Annotated in this window: 14 protein-coding genes; all 14 read right to left on the bottom strand. The window is 69.7% G+C overall.

The window, feature by feature from the left end:
- Positions 1 to 3: 3 nt before the first annotated feature.
- The gene (locus BP05_RS14165) at positions 4 to 771 is read right to left on the bottom strand and encodes a general secretion pathway protein GspB (RefSeq protein WP_496364574.1); all 768 of its coding nucleotides are present in this window, start codon (positions 769 to 771) and stop codon (positions 4 to 6) included.
- Between the two features lie 2 nt (positions 772 to 773).
- Positions 774 to 2,423: an ExeA family protein gene (locus BP05_RS14170; RefSeq protein WP_496364576.1), complete on the bottom strand. Its 1,650-nt coding sequence runs from the start codon at positions 2,421 to 2,423 to the stop codon at positions 774 to 776.
- A 71-nt stretch (positions 2,424 to 2,494) separates the two neighbouring features.
- Positions 2,495 to 4,036, bottom strand: coding sequence for a phytoene desaturase family protein (locus tag BP05_RS14175; protein ID WP_496364578.1), 1,542 nt, complete (start codon positions 4,034 to 4,036; stop codon positions 2,495 to 2,497).
- 3 nt (positions 4,037 to 4,039) lie between these two features.
- The gene (locus BP05_RS14180) at positions 4,040 to 5,623 is read right to left on the bottom strand and encodes a phytoene desaturase family protein (RefSeq protein WP_496364580.1); all 1,584 of its coding nucleotides are present in this window, start codon (positions 5,621 to 5,623) and stop codon (positions 4,040 to 4,042) included.
- Positions 5,624 to 5,704: 81 nt separating this feature from the next.
- Positions 5,705 to 6,916 (bottom strand): aminomethyl transferase family protein, encoded by a 1,212-nt coding sequence (locus tag BP05_RS14185; RefSeq protein WP_496364582.1) that lies wholly within the window; start codon positions 6,914 to 6,916, stop codon positions 5,705 to 5,707.
- Positions 6,917 to 6,936: 20 nt separating this feature from the next.
- Positions 6,937 to 8,253, bottom strand: coding sequence for an aromatic ring-hydroxylating oxygenase subunit alpha (locus tag BP05_RS14190; protein ID WP_496364584.1), 1,317 nt, complete (start codon positions 8,251 to 8,253; stop codon positions 6,937 to 6,939).
- An 83-nt stretch (positions 8,254 to 8,336) separates the two neighbouring features.
- The gene (locus BP05_RS14195) at positions 8,337 to 9,662 is read right to left on the bottom strand and encodes an amino acid permease (protein ID WP_496364586.1); all 1,326 of its coding nucleotides are present in this window, start codon (positions 9,660 to 9,662) and stop codon (positions 8,337 to 8,339) included.
- A gap of 31 nt (positions 9,663 to 9,693) precedes the next feature.
- Positions 9,694 to 11,007 (bottom strand): Xaa-Pro dipeptidase, encoded by a 1,314-nt coding sequence (locus tag BP05_RS14200; protein WP_496364588.1) that lies wholly within the window; start codon positions 11,005 to 11,007, stop codon positions 9,694 to 9,696.
- 30 nt (positions 11,008 to 11,037) lie between these two features.
- Positions 11,038 to 12,192: a DmpA family aminopeptidase gene (locus tag BP05_RS14205; RefSeq protein ID WP_496364590.1), complete on the bottom strand. Its 1,155-nt coding sequence runs from the start codon at positions 12,190 to 12,192 to the stop codon at positions 11,038 to 11,040.
- On the bottom strand, positions 12,189 to 14,261 hold the full coding sequence (locus BP05_RS14210) for a S9 family peptidase (RefSeq protein ID WP_496364592.1): 2,073 nt from the start codon (positions 14,259 to 14,261) through the stop codon (positions 12,189 to 12,191). Before BP05_RS14210 ends, BP05_RS14205 begins: the two co-directional genes overlap by 4 nt.
- A 3-nt stretch (positions 14,262 to 14,264) precedes the next feature.
- A complete protein-coding gene (locus BP05_RS14215; RefSeq protein WP_496364594.1) occupies positions 14,265 to 16,850 on the bottom strand; it encodes a CehA/McbA family metallohydrolase in 2,586 nt (861 codons plus the stop codon).
- A gap of 6 nt (positions 16,851 to 16,856) precedes the next feature.
- Positions 16,857 to 18,179: an acetyl ornithine aminotransferase family protein gene (locus BP05_RS14220; RefSeq protein WP_496364596.1), complete on the bottom strand. Its 1,323-nt coding sequence runs from the start codon at positions 18,177 to 18,179 to the stop codon at positions 16,857 to 16,859.
- A gap of 11 nt (positions 18,180 to 18,190) precedes the next feature.
- Positions 18,191 to 19,012 carry a CoA-transferase subunit beta gene (locus BP05_RS14225; RefSeq protein ID WP_496364598.1) on the bottom strand — a complete coding sequence of 274 codons (822 nt, stop codon included), beginning with the start codon at positions 19,010 to 19,012 and terminating at the stop codon, positions 18,191 to 18,193.
- Positions 19,009 to 19,848, bottom strand: a complete 840-nt coding sequence (locus BP05_RS14230; RefSeq protein ID WP_496364977.1) for a CoA transferase subunit A — start codon at positions 19,846 to 19,848, stop codon at positions 19,009 to 19,011. The genes BP05_RS14225 and BP05_RS14230 overlap by 4 nt, the downstream gene beginning before the upstream one ends.
- Positions 19,849 to 19,852 lie beyond the last annotated feature (4 nt).

Raw genomic sequence — 19,852 nt, forward strand, 5'->3', positions numbered from 1 at the left:
CGATCAACGGATCGGCAGGCGGATGCGGCGACCGCGCCAGACGAGCAGCACGGCGTCCTGCTGGATCGCCTCGACGGTCGCGTCGCCGACCCGGTCGCCTTCGTTGACGCGGGTGCCGTCGATGATGGCGAACCGGTTGCCTGCTTCGGGCGCCCACATGTGCATGCTGACTTTCAGCGCCGGCAACTGCTGGCGGTCGTCCGTCGACAGGTCGGACAACCGCAACGGCATGTCGGGACTGGCGAACGCGGCGGCAGCGGCGGGCGGATTGGATGCCGCGGCGACGGAGGCAATCGAAGCCGATGCCGGCGGCGCCGCCGGTGGCGCGGCAACGGTGTCGATGTCAGGCGCGTGCGGTGGCGCCTCGCTGCGCGCGGCCGCCGGGGTGGCTGCGATCGGTGGTGCTGCCGAAGCCGGTGCCGGTGCGGGTGCCGCGCTGGTGCGCGCGGGTGCGGTCGGAGCTGGCAGTGCGGGGCGCGGGGGTTGCAGCGGGCCTGGCAATGAAGGCGATGCAGCGGCGCCCGGCTCCAGCGAAGCGCGCGGTGCGCTCGCCGCGACGACAGGTTCCGGCCGTGGCGGCGAACGCAGCCAAGCCACCGTGAGCAGCACGGCGACCAGCGCCGCGACGGCGACGACGCCGATGACCCGCCAGTCGCGCGCGGCACTGCCTGCGCCGGGGGCGGGCGGCGCGGTTTCGGTGAGCAGGTCCGGGGCCTGCCCGCGGCGACGCTCGGCTTCGGACTTGCGCAGCGCTTCCAGGATCAGCGACATGGTTACTCCAGCCCCTTGAGCAGCCGCGGGCCGGACTCGTCGCGGGCGGCGAGGGCCATCAGCGTTTCCGGACCGATCACGCCATCGCTGCCCAGGCCACGATCGCCCTGGAATTTCACGACCGCGGCGCGCATCCCGGGATCGAGCACGGCCACAGCGTCGACCGGCAGGTAGCGCGTCGCCAGGTGATCGCGCACCCAAGCCAGTCCCGGCGTGTTGTCGGCCAGCGGCAGGGTGAGGTTGTCGGGACCACGCCACAGCGCGGCGTACTCGCCTTTCCAGTGGCGCGCCAGGGCGATGCGGTCGATGTCGAAGATGCGGGCATCTAGCGACAACCGCGCCCGCCGCCCGTCGGCGCCGAGCAGCACCGCCCAGGCCTCGTGTTCGCCGTTGGCCAGGTGCAGCAGCACCGGACGGTCCTGGGCGACCAGGCGGTCCAGGGCGCCATGCGCGCGCAGGCAGTAGGCATCGGTGGCGATGGCGAACGGGCAACTGGCGGCGATGCCGATGCTGAGATCGTCGGACGGCAGGCGCCACAGCTCGAGCAGTTGTTTCCAGGCCAGCGGCGATGCGGGCGCGGCGGCGTCGATGCGCGTGGCCAGCGCGCCCGCGTCGAGCAGTTCGACCGGGGTGGGCTTCGCCTTGAGGGGGCTTGTGGCGGCCGCGCGCATTGCAGGCTGCGCAGCCACGACCGCGGCCGGCGCCGGCGCGCGCCACGCGTACACGCCGGCAATCAGCGCCAGCGCCGCCACGCCAACGCCCGCCGGCAGCCACCAGCGCCGGCTGGCGGCGCGAGCCTTGGGCGCGAGGGTTTCCTTCGCCGCGCGATCGACCGAACGTGCGTCGATGCGGGTGTCATCGTGCGCGTAGCCGCCAAGCAGCGCGCGTTCGGCGATCACGTTGATCAGGCGCGGCACGCCGCCGGAATGCGCGTGGATGCGCTTGAGCGCCGCGGCGTCGAACGGCAGGTGCAGGCCGCCGGCGACGCGGTAGCGGTGGCGCAGGTAGGCCGCGGTTTCGTTCGCATCCAGCGGCGTGAGGTGGTAGCGCGCGGTGATGCGCTGCGCGAGCTGGCGCAACTCGGGACGCGCCAATATCTCGCGCAGCTCCGGCTGGCCGAGCAGGATGATCTGCAGCAGCTTCTGCGTGTCGGTTTCCAGGTTGGTGAGCAGGCGCACCTGCTCGAGCGCATCGACCGAGAGGTTCTGCGCCTCGTCGACGATCAGCACCACGCGCAGGCCCTGCGCGTAGGCGTCGAGCAGGTAGGCGTTGAGCGCGTCGGTCAGCGCCTTGACGCTGCCGCGCCTGCCATCGATGGGCAGGTGCAGCTCCTCGCAGATCGTCTCCAGCAATTCCACGGGCGACAAGCGCGGGTTCAGCAGCAGCGCGACGCGGGTGTTCTCCGGGATCTGCTCAAGCAGCAGGCGGCTGAGCGTGGTCTTGCCGGTGCCGACCTCGCCGGTGAGTTGGACGAAGCCGCCGCCGCCGCCCTGGCCGATGCCGAACAGCAGGTGCGCGAGCGCATCCCGGTGGCGTTCGCTCAGGAACACGAAACGCGGGTCGGGCGTGATCGAGAACGGCGGTTCCTTGAGACCGTAGTGCTCGAGGTACATGGTGGCTTCGCAGGCGGACTGGCCGCCATTAGCTGCCACGGGATGGTGCGGGTCAAGACCGGTGCAACGCCCCCTCCCTGTTGCGGGTAGAGGGCGCCGGGCCGCGGGCTCTAACCCTTGGCCTTCAGGAACAACTGCGCCGCATTGCGCCCGCTGGCGCCGCTGATGCCGCCGCCGCCGTGCCCGCCGCTGCCGCACAGGTGCAGCCCGTCCACCGGCGTGCGGTGATCCGACCAGCCCGGCAACGGGCGCATGAAGAACATCTGGTCGAGGATCAGCTGGCCGTGGTTGGGATCGCCCTCGGTCAGGCCGAACAGCTTTTCCAGGTCGACCGGGGTGAGCGAGCGGGTCTGCCGGATCGAGGCCTTCAGCGCGGGGAAGTGCGCGGCGAGCAGGTCGACGGCCGTGTGCTCGATCGACGCGCGCGCGGCGTTCCAGTCCCGCTGGCGCAGCTTGTACGGTGCGAACTGGAAGTGGATCGAGACCACGTCGCCAGCGGTGGTGACCTCCAGGTACGGCTGCTGCGAGATCTCGCCGTACTTGGCGGCGTCGTAGGCGCGTTCCAGGTACCTGAGCGTGGGCGCCACGGTGAGCGTACCGGCGGGCAGCCCGTGGCGGCCGTCGGTGAGCAGGTGCACCTTGGCGATCGCGCCGCGCATCTTGATCGACTGCGTCTGCCAGACGAAGTCCGGCGGCAGTTCCGGTGCGCCGACAAGTTCCAGCAGGGTGTGGCGCGGATCGGCCGCGGAGAACACCGCGCCGGCTTCGATCCGTTCGCCGTTGTCCAGCACGACGCCGCTCGCGCGCTGCTTGTCCACGATGATGTGCCGGACGCTGGCGGACGTGCGCAGCTCGCCGCCGCTGGCGGTCAACGCCGCCACCAGCGCGTCGGCCACGTGCACGCTGCCGCCCGCGACCGGGCGATGCGCAAGCCCGCCGCGGTTGAGCCAGTTGTGCATCAGCGTGTAGCCGGTGCCCGCGGACATCGAGCCCAGCGTGTGGCCGTGGATGCCGACGGCGGCGATGGCGGCCTTGAGTTCCTCCGATTCGAACCACTCTTCGGTGAACTCCACGGTCGACATCGACATCGAACGGATCACCCGGAACATGTCGCGACCGCCGAGGCGGCGCAGCGTCCAGGCCAGCTTGGCGAGCGGCCAGCCTTCGGCGAAACCGACGTGCGGCAGGCGCGGCATCGGCGTGCGGTACGCCGCATCGAGGAACGCCGCCGCGCGATCCATGAACGCGACGAACTCGGGCCACTTCAACGCGTCGGCCTGCGAAAACTGGCGGATGGATTCCAGTGTCGCCTTGTCGCCGGGCGTCGACGAAAGCTGCAGGCGGCGCCCGTCCGGCAGCAGCGAGATGTAGGCGGGCGCGGGGCCCTTGTCCTGCGCCAGGCCATGCCGGGCGAGTCCCAGGGCCTGCACGATGTCCGGACGCAGTTGCGCGCCGGCATGCAGCGGGTCGAAGCGCGCACCCTCGTCGAAGGCGCGCGTGGACAGCTGGCCGCCCGCATGCGCCAGGCGATCCAGCACCAGCACCTTCCTGCCGGCCTTGGCCAGGTAGGTCGCGGCGACCAGGCCGTTGTGCCCGGCGCCGACCACGATCACGTCGTAGGCGTTCTTGTTCGAAGCAGTGTTCGCGCTCATCGCTTACTTCCAATCCTTCAGGACTTCCTGCGCGGCCAGCTTGCCGGCCGCCCCCATCACGCCGCCGCCCGGATGCGCGCCGGATGCACCGAAGTAGTAGCCCGGCAGCGGCGTGCGGAAATCGGCCCATTGCGGCGCGGGCCGCAGGAAGAACAGCTGGTGCAGCAGCAGTTCGCCGTGGAAGATGTTGCCGCCGGTGATGCCGGCGATGTTCTCGATGTCCTTCGGCGTGATCACCTGCTTGCCGACGATCGCGCGGCGGATGTTCGGCGCGTAGCGCTCGATCGTGGAGATCACCGTCTCGCCGAACGCATCGCGCTTGGCGTCGTCCCAGCCGCCTTCGATGTCGTAGGGCGCGTACTGCACGAAGCAGGACATCACGTGGTGCCCGGGCGGCGCCATGTCGCGGTCGATCATCGACGGGATGATCATGTCGATGTACGGGTTCTTCGCGAACTGGCCGTACTTGGCCTCGTCGTAGGCGCGCTCGATGTATTCCATGCTCGGGCTGATCGAGATCGCGCCGCGGTGCATCGGACCTTCGCCGGGGAGGCAGGTGAAGTCGGGCAGTTCGCTCAGCGCGATGTTGACCTTGCCCGAGGAGCCGCGCACGCGGAAGTTGCGGATCTGCTGCACGAACTCGCCAGGCAGGTGCTTCTCCTCGACGAACTGCAGGAAGCTGCGCTTGGGATCGGCGGCGGAGATGACGACCTTGGCCTGCAGCTCGTCGCCGTTGGCCAGCGCCACGCCCGCGGCGCGGCCGCCCTTGACGATCACCTGCGCGACCGAGGCATTGGTGCGGATGTCGACGCCGAGCGCGCGCGCGGAACTGGCGATCGCCTGGGTGACGCCGCCATTGCCGTTCTTGCAGAAGCCCCAGGCGCGGAACGCGCCGTCGATCTCGCCCATGTAGTGGTGCAGCAGCACGTAGGCGGTGCCGGGCGAATACGGACCGAGGAAGGTGCCGATGATGCCGCTGGCCGACTTGGTGCCCTTGAGCGGATCGAATTCGAACCAGTCGTTGAGCAGGTCGCCCGCCGACTGCGTGAGCAGCTTGGAGATCTGGTACAGCTCCTTCTCGCTCAGGCTCTTGCCGTACTGGCCGAGCTTGAGCAGGCCCTTGAGGTCGCGCAGGCTCAGCGACGAGGGATCGGGCGGGACCAGCCCGAGGATCGGCTTGATCGCCTTGGCTGCACGCGCCATCACCCGGCCGTATTCGTCCGAGGCCTCGGCGTCGCGCGGCGAATGCCGGTACAGCTCCTTGCGGGTGAGGTCGTGGTCGTCCCATCCGGCGAGGTAGTCGCCGTTGTCGAGCGGGGTGACCGTGCTCGGCAGCGGCAGGATCTTCAGGCCGTGCCTGGGCAGCTCGAGGTCGCGGATGATCTCCGGCCGCAGCAGGCTGACCACGTAGGAGAACTGGCTGAAGCGGTAACCGGGGAAGGGCTCGGCGGTCACGGCCGCGCCGCCGACGACTTCGCGGCGTTCGAGCACGGCCACCTTCTTGCCGGCGCGCGCCAGGTAGGCCGCGGCGATCAGGCCGTTGTGGCCGGCGCCGATGACGACGGCGTCGTATTGGTTGCTGCTCATGGAACCTCTCGTTGCGGATCGGGTGCGCGCACCCGACGGTGGATGCGATGCGTGGCGGGAATGGCGCTCGCTACTGCGCGCTTACTTCTTCTTCCATTCCGGCTCGTAGAACGGCAGCTTCACCACCTTGCCGGGCGCGTGCAGCCGCTTGTGCTCGACGGTGACTTCCATCGACAGCTGCGTGCCCGGCTCGTAGTACGGGCGCTGCAGGTGCACCAGGGCGATGTACTTCTTCAGCACCGGCGACCAGGTGCTGGTCGAGGCGTAGCCGACCTGCTTGCGATTCGCCTCCGTGGAGCCGTGCATCACCGGCAGGCTGCCGCGCACCGCCATCGCCGGCACCTGCGGCGGCAGGCCGACGGCGGCGAAGTGCTTCTCCATGCCTTCCCAGTCGACCTCGAAACCCACCAGCTTCCACGCCGAGCCTTCCTTGTGCTCGCGCTCGAGCGCGCGGCGGCCGACGAAGTAACCCGGCTTGTCCAGCGCCACCGCCCAGTCCAGGCCCATCTCCAGCGGCGAGGATTTCTGTCCTTCGATCCAGGCGTGGTTGGCGGCGGTGTAGTCGACATCGATCATGAACAGCCCGGCTTCGACGCGCGCCATGTCCATCGCGAGGATGCCGCAGGGCACGATGCCGTAATCGTGGCCGGCGGCCATCAGCGCGTCCCACACGTGCAGCGCGTCGGCGGCGTCCATCCAGATCTCGTAGCCGAGGTCGCCGGTGTAGCCGGTACGCGAAATGGTGACTGGCTTGCCGGCGAGCGTGTTGGCCATCACGCGGAAGTACTTGAGCTTGTCGAGCGATTTCTTGCAGCACAGGTTGAGCACCGTGCGCGACTTCGGACCCTGCAGGCTCAACGCGGCGACCTGTTCGGTGACTTCGGTAATCGCCACGTCCATGCCGACCGCGTTCATCGACAGCCAGCGCAGCGACGGCTCCGCGGAGGTCAGGCGGAACAGGTTCTCGTCCAGGCGCGCGATCGTGCCGTCGTCGAGCAGCTTGCCCTCGTCGTCGCACCAGCCGGTGTAGCCAACCTGGCCCACGGCCATCCTGTGCACGTCGCGCGGGGTGAGCTTGTGCAGCAGGCGCGCGGCGTCGGGGCCCTCGATCATGTACTTCATCAGCGGCGAGACGTCGATCATCGCGACGCCGTCGCGGATCGCCCAGTACTCGCGGTCGAGGTGGAGGTCGTAGGAGCCGAGCACGATGTGCCCGGCCCAGCGGCGCCAGTTCTGCGGCACGCTCAGCTTCGAGGTGCGCTCGTGGAAGGGGGTGTGCTTGAGTTCGAACATCGGAAGCGGGTTCTCGGGTGTTATTCGTGTTCGGTCATTTCGCAGGAGCTGGTGCGGTGCGCGCGCACGGTCGGCGGCACCACGCTGAAGTCGCCGGCGAGCGCATGCAGGTACCAGTCGATGAAGCGCTTGGGCGTGTCCTCGAACTCCGGATGCTGCGGGCCGGGCTCGAAGAACTGCGAGTTCACCCCGGCGGCGTTGAGGGTCATGATCCGCTTGTCTTCCAGCGTGGTGACGTGCCACAGCCAGACCAGTTCGTCGCGGTCGTAGTCGATGCCTTCGCGCGCATCGCCGCGCACGAACCACACGATCTCCATGTCGGTGCGGTCGATGCCCCGCGGCACGTAGCGGAACAGGATGCAGTGGTCCGGGTAGTTGAGCATGTAGGTGAGCGGGCCGAACTGGTAGTCGCCCGCGCCGCCGTCATAACCCTTGAAGTCGCCCATCAGCGGCGCCAGCGGCTCGCCGTTGCGGCTGCCGGTGCGGAAGCCGTCGAACAGCGCATAGCGGCTGGTGTACACGCAGGAACCGAAGCCGGGCGCTTCGCGGAACATGCGGTAGGTGGCCTTCTCGATGTCGGCCACGCCGGTTTCCCTGGCGGCGCGCTCCCACATCGCGCGGTTGATCGGCGCGACCACGTGCTCGCGCTCCTTGAACGTGTGGATCTTCGAGTACGCGCGGTGCGCGGTGTCGCAGTGGTAGCACTCGAGGTAGTTGCCGAGCGCGATCTTCCAGTTGGCATCGACCGAATAGGTCTCGCGGTGCGCGATCTTCGCCTGGTCGAGACGGTACGGCGCCATCTGCGCGTCGACTTCCTGCAGGCACTCGTTGAAGTCGTAGGCGTCGGGATCGAAGTTGATGAAGATCAGGCCGAAGCGCACGGCCACGCGCGCCTGCTTCAGGCCGTGGTCCTCGCGGCGGAATTCGGGCATCGCCTCCATGTGCCGCGCCGCGCGCAGGCTGCCGTCGGCGTTGTAGACCCAGCCGTGGTACGGGCAGACGAAGGTCTTGCAGTGGCCGGCGCTGGCCTCGCACACGCGCGAGCCGCGATGGCGGCAGGAATTGATCAGGGCGCGGACGGTGTCGTCCTCGCACCGCACCACGATCACCGACTCCTCGGCGATCTCGTACAGGAAGAAATCGCCCTTCTGCGGGATCTGGCTGACATGGCCGGCGTACAGCCAGCTCTTGAAGAAGATGTTGTTCAGTTCCTGCTGGTAGGTCACCGCGGAACGGTAGAAGTAGCGTGGCAACCCCGCATCGGGCTGCTGCAGCTGGGCGGCCACCGCACGCTGCAGGTGCTCGTGGTTGTCTTCCACATCTGGGACGAAGGTCATGCGTCAGTCCGGCAAGGGAGTTCGAAAGCGCGCATCCGTGCGACCCGCTGATCTTAGTCTCCGCGGGCAGCCCGGTGCAGGCGTCACGCGCGGCTGGCGACGAACGCGCGCCAGCGCATCAGCGCGTACAGCGGCACGCCGGCCACCGCGAGCAGCAGGCCGAGCTGGAACGGTTCGCGGCCCAGGCCGACGAAGGCGAACAGGACATAGACCGTGCCCAGCAGCCCCACGCCGAGCATGCCGCGCGCGGCGGTCCGGCCGCCGCGGCGCCACAGCACGGCCAACGCCAGCGAGCAGCACAGGTACAGCGGCAGGTTCGCCGCGGTCACGACCTTGCTGAGGAAGGTGAAGCCGTCGACCAGCGACTTGCTGTAGCTCATCAGCACCATGCCGCTGGCGAATACGCCGGTCACCAGCAATGCCACGGCGGGGGCGCCGCGGCGGTTGTTGCGCGCCAGGACCGCCGGCATCACGCCGTTGAGCGCCATGGTGCGGGTGAGTTCGCCGACCAGCAGGGTCCAGCCGTTGAGCGCGCCCAGGCCGCTGACCACCACGAACAACGCGAGCCAGCGGCCGAAGCCGGCGCCGGCGTGGCGATCCATCAGGGTCGCGAACGGCGCGCTCGCGCTGGCCAGTTCCTGCTGCGGGATCAGCAGCATCGGCACGGTCGAGACGATGATGTAGACGACCGCGGTCAGGATGGTGCCGGCCATGGTCGCGCGCGGGATCGTGCGCGATGGATCCTCGACGCGACCGGCGGGCACGGTCGCGGATTCGATGCCGAGCATCGCGAACAACGCGATCGTCGAAGCGGCCATCACGTCGCCCAGGCGCAACGGCGTCGTGGGCAGGTGTTCGGTATAGGTCGCGGGCGAGGTCAGCAGCAGCCACACGCCGAGCACGGCCACGGCGACCATCGGCAGCAGTTTCAGCGCCGTCGTCGCCACCTGCACGCGGCCACCGGTGCGAACGCCGAGCAGGTTGATCGCGACGAACAGCCACAGCAGGCCCAGCGCCATCAGCGCCGGCTGGATCCCCGCGAGGGCGGGGAACACGGCATCGATGTAGCCCACCACGCCGGTTGCGAGCGCCGCATTGGTGATCCACAACGAGACCCAGTAGCACCAGATCGCCAGGAACGCGGGAATGTCGCCGAGCGTGTGGCGGATGTAGCCGTACGGGCCGTCGGCCTGGGGTAGCTCGCGCGGCAGGCGGGCGAACACGCGCGCCAGCGCCAGGCAGCCCAGCACCGTTACCAGCCAGCCCAGCGTGGCGTTGAACCCGTACGGCGCGAGCGAGGCGGGCAGCAGGAAGATGCCCATGCCGATGGTGTTGCCGACCACCAGCGCGGTGCACATCCAGAAGCCCAGCTTGCGCTGCGAATCGTCTCCACCTTGCCCTGTCTGCATGTCGCGCCCCTGTTGGTGTCGCCGCCCGCGGCTAGCGGCCATCATTACCGCACTGGGCGCCGTCCGCACAGACCAGCGTCCCGCTCCTGATCACCGCCTGCACCCGGCGCAGCACGTCGATATCGGTGAGGGGGTCGCCGGCAACGGCGATCAGGTCGGCCGCCTTGCCGCTCGCGATCGAGCCGAGCTGGTCCGCGCGACCGAGCAGGCGGGCCGGGTTGATCGTCGCCGACTGGATCGCCTGCATCGGCGTCAGGCCGTAGCGGACCATGTAGGCGAACTGGCGCCCGTTGTCGCCGTGCGGATACACGCCGCTGTCGGTGCCGTAGGCGATGTTGACGCCGGCCTTGACCGCCCTGCGGAAGCCCTGCCGCTGCACGTCGGTGGTTTCCAGGTTCTTGCGCAGCTTTTCCGCCGACCAGCCTTCCTGCCGTCCCACGGTGTCGATGTAGTCGCCGTTGTAGATGTCGGCTACCAGCCAGGTGCCGTGCTGCTTCATCAGCGCGATGCCTTCGTCATCGAGATAGGAGGCGTGCTCGACCGAGCGCACGCCGGCGCGCACGGCGCGCTTGATGCCCTCGGCGCCGTGCGCGTGGGCGGCGACGAAACTGCCGCGCCTGGCTGCTTCCTCCACCGCGGCGCGGATCTCGGCCTCGCTGTATTCGGACTCGCCGGGCTCGGTACCGTCGGTGAGCACGGCGCCGGTGGCGATCACCTTGATGAAGTCGGCGCGGTGATCGAACAGGGCGTTCACCTTCTGCCGCACCTCGGCCTCGCCCCTGGCGACGCCGCGGCGGAAGTCGTCCGGCACCACGGTGCCCTTGGGCAGTCCGGTGATCTCGCCGCCGCCGCCGGGAATGGTGATGTAGGCGCCGGCCACGAACATGCGCGGACCGGGCACGTAGCCGGCGTTGATCGCATCGCGCAGCGCCACGTCGGCGAAGCCGCGGTAGACGCCGACGTCGCGCACGGTGGTGAAGCCGGCGAACAGCGTGTCGCGGGCGTTCTTCGCCCCGATGAAGGCATCGCGGGCCGGCGTGCTCTTCAGCGGACCGGCGGGATCGGCGGACTGGCCTTCGTCGGCGACGTGGGTGTGCATGTCCATCAGGCCCGGCAGCACGGTGTAGCGCGACCAGTCGATGAGCTTCGCGCCGCGGGCCGCATCGGCCGACCACGCCGCCACCGACACGATGCGGTCGTCCTCGATGCGCACCGCCTGGTCGGCGAGCACCTTGCCGTGGTCGACGTCGACCAGGTGGCCGGCGCGCACCACCAGCGTGCCGGCGTGGGCAGTCCCGCAGCCCAGTGCGAGGGCGAGGGCAAGCGATGCGCGCAATCGGGTCATGGCAATCCTGCGATGGGAGTGGTCGTGGGATCAGTGCGGCTGGTAGCGGCGATAGCGCTTGAGCAGTTTCACCAGCGCCGCGTGGTCGATGGCCCTGGCGTAGCGGCCGCCTTCGCCGCTCATGTCGCGCGCGGCGACCATGGCGTTGACGATGGCTTCCTCGGTGGCCTGCACGGTCGCTGCGAACAGGCCGTCGAGATGGTCGTTGCCGATGAACTCGGCTTGGCCGAGCGACTTGCCTTGCGCCGCGTCGGCATTGGCGGTGGAGAAGGCGACGAAGATGTCGCCCGAACCGTTGCCGGCGTAGCTGCCCATGCGCGCCAGGCCCATGCCCGCGCGCCTGGCGACACGCTTGAGCTGGTGCGGCAGCAGCGGGGCGTCGGTGGCGATCACGATGATGATCGAACCGGTATCGCCGGTGATCGAGGCGTCGGTGTAGACCCGATCGTTGCGCAGGTGCTGGCCGACCGGCACGCCGGCGATGCGCAGGGTGTCGCGCACGCCGTAATTGGCCTGCACCAGCGCGCCGATGGTGTAACCGCGTCCCTCCACGTCGAGGCGGCGCGATGCGGTGCCGATGCCGCACTTGAACTCGTGGCAGACCATGCCGGTGCCGCCGCCGACGTTGCCTTCGGCAACCGGGCCGCCCTTCGCGTCGCGCAGTGCCTGCGCGATGTGTTCCGGCTTCACGTGGAAGCCGTTGATGTCGTTGAGATGCCCGTCCCAGGTCTCGGCGACAACCGGCAGCGACCACCAGTAGCCGCTCGCATCGGCGCCGCCCGCCTTGATGCGTTCGGCGATCACCGCGTCGCGCACCACGCCGACGCTGTGGGTGTTGGTCAGCATCACCGGGCCTTCCAGCTGCCCGGATTCGTCGAGCCAGGCGGTACCGGTCATCTCGCCGTTGCCGTTGAGCGCGAACCAGCCGCCGAACACCCAGGTGTCCAGGCTGTCGTGTCCGCGCGGCAGGATCGCGGTGACGCCGGTGCGGACCTTGTGGCCGTCGGGGCGGTCTTCGACCAGGGTCACCTGGCCGACGGCGACGCCGGCGACATCGGTAATGGCGTTGAGCGTGCCGGGCGTGCCTTCGAACGGAATGCCGAGGTCGCGGGCGCGCTCGGCCGCCGCCGCATTCGCGCACAGCGCGCACAGGAGCAGGGACGCAAGGTTGCGCATCGCATTCATGGCGTGTCCTTCAGGAAAGGGTCGTACCAGCGCAGGTTGCGCTCGAGGCGGTCGCGCAGGTAGCTCGGCACGGTCAGCTGGTGGTTCTCGTCCGGATACAGCACCAGCTGCGTCGGCACATTGCGCGCGCGCAACGCCTGGTACATCTGCTCGGCGCCGAGGCAGGGCACGTTGAAATCGGCCTGCGCGCACTGGAACAGCGTCGGCGTAGCGATGCGGTCGGCGTGCAGGAACGGGAAGCTGGCGCGGTCGTACTGCGCGCGGTCGCTCCAGGGGGTGCCCAGTTCGAGCGTGTACTCGCGCACGTACTGGTCGTGGCCGTACATCGCATACATGTTGGAGGCGCCGGCGCCGCTCACCGCCGCCTTGAAGCGCGTATCGCGCGCGATCACCGCATTGGTCAGGATCGCGCCGTAGCTCCAACCGCCGATACCCAGCCGCTGCGGGTCGGCGATGCCCTGCGCGATGGCGTAATCGACGCCGGCCAGCACGTCGCCCGCGTCGAGGTGGCCCCAGTCGGCGTAGATGGCCCTGGCGAAATCGAAGCCGCGGCCGGAGCTGCCGCGCGGATTCACCGCCAGCACCGCATAGCCGTTGGCCGCATACACCTGCCAGTCGACCATGAATTCGTGGCTGAACTGGTACACCGGGCCGCCGTGCACGCGCACGATCAAGGGCAGGCGCTGGCCGGGCCGGGCGTCGAGCGGCCGCATCAGCAGGCCGTCGAGTTGCGTGCCGTCCGCGTTGTGGAAGCTGATGTCCTCGGCCGGCGCGAGCGTGCGTGCGATGAGGAACTCGTTGTGGTCGGCGAGGATGCGCAGGCCCGCATCCTCCACGGCGGCGATGCGATACGGGCGCAGGTCGCCGTCGCCGAGCACGACGATGCGATCCCGGGCGCCCTCGCGACGGGCCACGTCGAAGTCGTAGTCGAAGCGGCTGCCATGGGTGAGATCGCGGACCGCCCCGCTGGCGGGATCGATGCGCGCGAGGTGGGTGACGCGGTTCCGCTCGACAAGCGCGTAGATGCCGGTGCCGTCGGACGACCACTGCGGCTTGTAGAAGCAGCGGTCGATCGGGGCGGGAATGGATTCGCGGCCGCTGGCGACGTCGACGACCGCGAGCTGCCAGGGCGCGTAGTAGATCCATTTGTCCTCGCCGCTGCGCAGGTAGGCGATGCGCGTGCCGTCGGGGCTCCATGCCGGCCGCGTTTCCCAGTAGGGATCGAGGTCGGAACCGCTGAAGGTCGTGAGCTGGCGTTCCACCGCGCCGGCGTGCGGCTCGACGAGGTAGATGTCGTAATTGAGATGACGATCCGGATCGGCGCCGCGCTTGCTGACGTAGGCGATGTGCCTGCCATCGGGCGACCACGCGGGCAGCAGTTCGTCGTGCGCTCCGGACGTGAGCTGCTCGGCCTTGCCGCTGGCGATGTCGACCACGTACAGGTGGGTGCGGCGCGCGTCCAGGTAGCCGGTGCCGTCCTCCTTGAACTGGTAGCGCTCGGTCACGATCGGCGCGGGATGCTTCGGCCTGGGCGTGCCCGGCGGACGTTCCGGATCGCGCACGATCGCGGCGATCCGCTTGCCATCGGGCGACCAGACGTAGTCGTCGACGCCGCTGGGGAACGCGGTGATGCGTCGCGGCGTGCCGCCCGCGGACGGCATCAGCCATACCTGGCTGCGCGCGTCGTCTTCGGCCCGGTCGTCGCCTCCCCTTCCGGGGTTTGGCTTGCGCGGCGGCGGCGGCGCGTCGGAGAGGAACGCGATCGAGCGTCCGTCGGGCGACCACTGCGGCCGCGATTCGCCGTGCCTGGGCGTGCGCGTCAGCCGCTTGCGGCCCTTGCCGTCGTAGCCGACCCGCCACAGATCGGTCTGCGCGAGGTCTTCCTTGGCGTTGATGGTGCCGACGCTGTAGACCAGGGTACTGCCGTCGGGCGAGAGGTCGGGCTCGCCGACATCCGCCAGGCGCGCCATGTCGTCCAGGCCGAAGCGCGTCGGCTCCGCGGCGCCGGTAGCCGGGACCAGCAGCAGTGCGGCGACACCCGCCAGCAGAGGCATCGCGCGCTTGTGCATCGGTCAGTTCCCCTCGGCCTTGTGCTGGAAGATCGCGCGGGCGCCACGCAGGTAGTCGAGCGTGTCGCGCTTCTCCAGCGCGGTGTTGTAGTCGTCGCGCGCATCGGCGGCGGCGATCACCCGATCCAGCCAGGCGACGAAGTAAGCCGCATCGTCGCGTGCCGGTGGCGCACCCCCTGGCAGCGCGAGCCAAACCGGATTGGTGCTGGCATACGGGTACAGGTCCAGCACCCGCGGATCGGCCGCGTCGTTCCAGGCGCGCAGCAGCAGCCAGCCGCCCTCGGCGATGTCCAGTTCGCCGTGCGCATCCAGCGAGCGGCGATCGCCCGCCAGCGCGAAGCGCCTGAGCACGCGCCCGTTCTGCACGAGTTCGACGTGGTCGATGGCGACGGGCGAACGCATCGCGACCCTATACGGCTGCGTGCCGATGCCGGCCATCGCCAGCGTGTCGCCGGGCTTGCGTCCGCCCAGCAGCAGGCCGAGCAGCGGACCGTTGCTGACGAAGGCGTGTCCCGCCTTGAGCGGCGCCAGGATCGACGCCGCATCGGCGGGTTCGTTCGCAGCGCGCGCCACGGCGCCGACATCGACAAACACCCGGTTCATGCCGACGGGCCCGCGCAGCGAGGCGTAATTCGCCATCGCATCGGTGCCGGCGCCCGCGGCGAGGCGGTAGCCGAGGTTGAGCAGGCGGTACCACACCTCCGCCGTCGCCTTGTGGTCGGCGAAGCCGACGATTTCCAGGTAATCGACTTTGCCGTGCGCCACATCGGCCGGCAGCTGGTGGGTGAGTACGGCGTCCCTGGCCGGATCGGGCACGGTGTCGAACGGATGCACGTAGCCAACCAGCCCGTGCTGCGCATGCGCGAGATCGGCGATCACGCCGTTGTGCGGCCACGGGCTGGCCAGGGCGGTGTGGCGGTAGGCGCTGAAGTCCGGGGCGAGGAGGTGGTCGCCGAGGTTCAACAGGCCCAGGTGGCCCCAGTAGCTGGTGTGGAATTCCTGCGCATGGGCGATGTTGCGCGGCGCGCCGGGCGCCGCGGCGCCGAAGTAGGCGATGTCGGGGACGCGCTCTTCCTTGTTGACGATCAGGTTCTCGACCACGTCGAGATCCTCCGCGCGCGCCTGCCAGGCCAGGCGTTGCGGATCGTTGCGGTAGTGGCCGCCGTAGTTCATGTGCACGTGCAGGTCGGCGCTGAGCCAGCGGCCGAACTCGGCCGGCAGCGGCTGCGGCTTCAGCGCGACGGACACGTTCTGCGTGCGTCCCGCGATGGCGCGTACGTCCTGCTGCCAGATCGCGTGACCGAAGCCGTGCTGCACCGAGATCGTGGTGATGCCCGCCGGCACGTCCAGCGTGCAGGTGGCGTCGCAGTGGAAATACGCGGTCTCGATGCGTTGCTTGCCGCGGTCGAAGCCGTCGTCGGCATGCATCCAGGCCGAAGCCGGGGCATGGGCGCGGCCGTCGCTGCCGCGCACGATCACGCGTGCGGGCACCGGCCGACCGTCGCCATCGGTGATGGTGAGTTCGACGCGCCCGGTCGGCACCAGCGTGCGCCGCTGTTTCGCGATCACCACGTGGCGCGCGCCACCGACCACGTCGATGACTTCCAGCGCCGTGTTGCCGTCGGCCCCGCCGTTGCCGATGTAGGCGATGTGCTGGCCATCGGGCGACCAGCGCGCGTTGCGCCGTTCGCTGTCGCCGAACGTGAGCGGGAGCGGCGCCGCGCCCTGCAGCGTGCCCAGCCACAGCTGGTGGGTCTGCCGGCCGTGGTAGCTGCTGAACAGCAGGCGCCGGCCATCGGGTGCGAGTTCCGGACGCGCGCTCCAGCTGGTTTCCTCGCTGAGCACCTTCCGGCGTTGCGACGGGTCGCGCACGGACACCGTCCAGATGTCGCCCGAGCCCCAGCCGACTTCGGCGTTGCCGACGAACAGCAGGGTCTGCCCGTCCGGCGACCACGACGGATTGATCGCGTGGTCGAACGCCGAGTAGTAGTAGCGATCCAGCGCGCTCCTGCGTTCGCCCAACAGCGGCCGCGCGTTGTGCAGCCCGCTGGCGTCGATGTCGGCGACGAACAGGTTGAAGTGGCCTGCCTGTAACGAGTTCGTCCCCTGGGTGGAAACCCACGCCAGGCGGCGGCCATCGGGCGACAGGCGCGGCTCGACATTGACCGCGCCGTTCGTGGTCAGCGCCTGCGCGCGACCGCTCGCCAGGTCCAGCCGCCACAGTTCCATCGCGGCGCCGTCGTAACGGGTGAACACGACACTGCGGCCGTCGCCGGCGACATCCGGCTGGTAGTCGTAGGCGCCGCTCGCGTGGCTCAGTTCGACCGCTTCGTCGCCGTCGAGCCGCTGGCGCCAGAGCGAGCCGGCCATGCTGTACACCAGCGCCTGTCCGTCGGGCAGGAAACTCGCCGACGACGGACCGGTGGTCAGCTGCGGCAGGTACAGCTCGCGCCAGTAGTAGCTGTGCGGCAGGTCGACCTGCTTGAGCACCGGTTCGCGTCCCGCCGCGCGGACATCGTCGCCGCCGGGCGCAACGGCGCCCGCGAGCGCGATGGCGAGCAGGGCAACGCGCGCATGCGGACGACGCATTCGCGCTCAGGTCCCGGCGAGTGCTTCGTCGAGGCTGCGGCGGAGCAGGTCGACGCCCTCGTCGATCTCGTCCCGGCTCACGTTGAGCGGCGTCATGAAGCGCACCGTGCTCGCGCCGCAGGGCAGCAGGAGCAGTCCGTTGTGGAACGCGCGGGTGATGACGCGGTCGCACAGTTCGCGCGCGGGCGTGCGCTCGGCATCGGCGTCGACCAGTTCCATGCCGATCATCAGGCCCTTGCCGCGCACCTCGCCGATGCAGGCGTAGTCGCGCGCAAGCTGCTGCAGGCGTTCGACGAAGTACGCGCCGACTTCGGCGGCATTGGCGGCCATGCCGCCTTCGACCAGGTCGAGGGTTGCATTGGCCGCCGCGCAGGCCAGCGGGTTACCGCCATAGGTGTTGCCATGCGCGCCTCGCTTCCACTGCTCCATCAGGCGCTTCTTCGCGACCATGGCGCCGATAGGCAGGCCCGAACCCAGGCCCTTGGCGAGCGTCATGATGTCGGGGCGCACGCCACAGTGTTCGCTGGCGAACATGCGGCCGGTGCGGCCCACGCCCGACTGCACTTCATCGAAGACGAGCAGGATGCCGTGCTCGTCGCACAGCGCGCGCAGGCCGGCGAGGAAGTCGTCGGGCGGCACCAGGTAGCCGCCTTCGCCCTGGATCGGTTCGACCAGGATCGCGGCGACTTCCGAGGCGGGCAGGTTGCGCTCGAACAGCATGCGGATGTAGTCGAGCGTGGCCCGGCCCTGGTCGGCGCCGGCGAACAACGGGCGGTAGGGATTCGGGTAGGGCACGTGGGTGACGCCGGGCATCGTGGCGAAGAAGCCCTTCTGCTGCGTGTACTTGCTCGAGGTGAAAGCGAGCGAGCCCATGGTGCGGCCGTGGAAGCCGCCGAGGAAGCCGATGAAGCGCGGGCGTCCGGTGACGTAGCGCGCGAGCTTCAGTGCCGCTTCCACCGCTTCGGTGCCGGACTGGCAGAAGAAGCTCATCGCCGGCTCGCCCATCGGGGCGAGACGCGCCAGGCGTTCGCCCAGCGCGGTCATCTCCTCGTGCCAGTAGTCGCTGGAGATGTGCAGGAACTGGTCGGCCGCGTCCTTGACCGCCTGCACCACGCGCGGGTGCGCGTGCCCGGTGCCGCACACGGCGATGCCGGCGGCGAAATCGAGGAAGCGGTTGCCGTCCACGTCCCACACCTGCGTGCCGCGGCCGTGCGACATCACGAACGGGTAGTCGCGCGGATACGACGGCGAGATCACGGCCGCGTCGCGCGCGAGCATGGCGCGCGCCTTCGGGCCGGGCAGTTCGGTACGGATGTGCGGGCGGGACATGACGGTGGCCATCAGCAAGGCTCGGAGGGAAGGCCGGTGCGGCGCGTCCACGCCGGCAGTACCACCGGCCGGGAATGCGCTTCGCGGGTGCGCGCCTTCAACGCGCGCAGCGTATCGAGTTCCAGCGGCGTGGGCGGCGCGAGCGTGGCGATGTCGCCTGCGAGCCGCAGTGGCCAACCTACGGCCGCGCGGGCCTCGTCGATGTCCGCTTCGGCGAACAGGCCGCTCAGCTGCAATTCCTCGCTTTGCGGATGCGGCGTGAGCACGCCGAAGTCGGTGATCACGGCGCGCGGCCCTGTACCGCGCATACCGCTGCGCGCTCGCGCGCCGTGACCCTCGAAAAAGCCCGCACTGGTGCGGAAGTCCAACTGCTCGACGCAACTGCGCGGCGAGGCCTTGAGCATCACGAACGTCTGCCTGGCGTGCGCCGCGATCTCCGGCGCGCCGCCCGCGCCGGGCAGCCGCGTCGTCGGCGCGTCGTACGCGCCGATGACGGTGCTGTTGAGGTTGCCGAAGCGGTCGACCTGCGCCGCGCCGAGGAAGCCGACGTCGACCCGCCCACCCTGCACGTACCAGGCGAAGATTTCCGGCAGCGACACCACGCACGACGCCGTATCGGCGAGTTCGCCGTCGCCGATCGACAGCGGCAGCACGTCCGGGCGCGTGCCGAGCGTGCCGGATTCGTAGACCAGCACGATGTCGGGCGCGTGGGTCAGGCGCGCGAGGTTGCAGGCCTCGCTGGGCAGGCCGATGCCGACGAAGCAGACGCAGCGGTTCCACAGCATGCGGGCCGCGGTCACCGTCATCCATTCGTCGCGGGTGGCCGCCGTCATGCGGCCTTCCGCTGCAGGCTGGCGAGGAACTCGCCGTGGTCGGCGGTCTGCAGGACGTGCCGGTCCATCCAGGCGAGGAAGCCGTCGCGCTCGCGCGCGATCGCGTCCCACTGCCGATAGAAGGCGTTGTCGCGTGCGTAGTGGCCGTGGGCGTACGACGGGTAGGCGCCTCCGGGGCAATGCGACACGGCGGTGACGATCCAGTGCGGCAGCACGATGGCATTCATCGCCGGTGCCAGCGTTTCGACGATCTCTTCCACCGTCACCAGGAGCGTGCGCGCGGCCAGCGCGGCTTCGCGCTGCGCGCCGACGATGCCGTGCAGGGCGATGTTGCCGTCGCGGTCGGCGCGCTGCGCGTGCAGGATCGTGACGTCGGGATTAAGCGCGGGCACCGCCGCGAGCTGCTCGCCGGTGAACGGGCAGGTCAGCGCACGGATGCGCGGATTGACCCGCGCCAGATCGTTGCCGAGGTAGCCGCGCAGCACGCCGAACGGCAGGTTGGCCGCACCGGCGGAGTACGCCGCGGCCATGCCGGCATGGCTGTGTTCGTCCAGTTCCAGGGCATGCGGCCATTGATGTTCGACCGCATCGCGCAGCCGGTGCAACGAGCCCACGCCGGGGTTGCCGCCCCAGGAGAAAGTCAGCCCTCGCGCGCAGCCCATGCCGATCATCTGGTCGTAGATGAGGTCGGGCGTCAGCCGGATCAGGTGCAGGTCGCGCCGGCGCTGACGGATGAGCTCGTGGCCGGCGGCGAAGGGAATCAGGTGGGTAAAGCCTTCCAGCGCGACGCTCGCGCCATCGGGCACGTGCATCCGGATCGCCTCCGCCAGCGGCAGGAAC

The sequence above is a fragment of the Lysobacter oryzae DSM 21044 genome, from assembly GCF_059568595.1.

Coding starts and splice junctions, on each gene's coding strand:
- BP05_RS14195 (WP_496364586.1), bottom strand. CDS start 9,662: ATGCAGACAGGGCAAGGTGGAGACGATTCGCAGCGCAAGCTGGGCTTC.
- BP05_RS14200 (WP_496364588.1), bottom strand. CDS start 11,007: ATGACCCGATTGCGCGCATCGCTTGCCCTCGCCCTCGCACTGGGCTGC.
- BP05_RS14215 (WP_496364594.1), bottom strand. CDS start 16,850: ATGCGTCGTCCGCATGCGCGCGTTGCCCTGCTCGCCATCGCGCTCGCG.
- BP05_RS14185 (WP_496364582.1), bottom strand. CDS start 6,916: ATGTTCGAACTCAAGCACACCCCCTTCCACGAGCGCACCTCGAAGCTG.
- BP05_RS14225 (WP_496364598.1), bottom strand. CDS start 19,012: ATGACGGCGGCCACCCGCGACGAATGGATGACGGTGACCGCGGCCCGC.
- BP05_RS14165 (WP_496364574.1), bottom strand. CDS start 771: ATGTCGCTGATCCTGGAAGCGCTGCGCAAGTCCGAAGCCGAGCGTCGC.
- BP05_RS14175 (WP_496364578.1), bottom strand. CDS start 4,036: ATGAGCGCGAACACTGCTTCGAACAAGAACGCCTACGACGTGATCGTG.
- BP05_RS14180 (WP_496364580.1), bottom strand. CDS start 5,623: ATGAGCAGCAACCAATACGACGCCGTCGTCATCGGCGCCGGCCACAAC.
- BP05_RS14210 (WP_496364592.1), bottom strand. CDS start 14,261: ATGCACAAGCGCGCGATGCCTCTGCTGGCGGGTGTCGCCGCACTGCTG.
- BP05_RS14190 (WP_496364584.1), bottom strand. CDS start 8,253: ATGACCTTCGTCCCAGATGTGGAAGACAACCACGAGCACCTGCAGCGT.
- BP05_RS14205 (WP_496364590.1), bottom strand. CDS start 12,192: ATGAATGCGATGCGCAACCTTGCGTCCCTGCTCCTGTGCGCGCTGTGC.
- BP05_RS14220 (WP_496364596.1), bottom strand. CDS start 18,179: ATGTCCCGCCCGCACATCCGTACCGAACTGCCCGGCCCGAAGGCGCGC.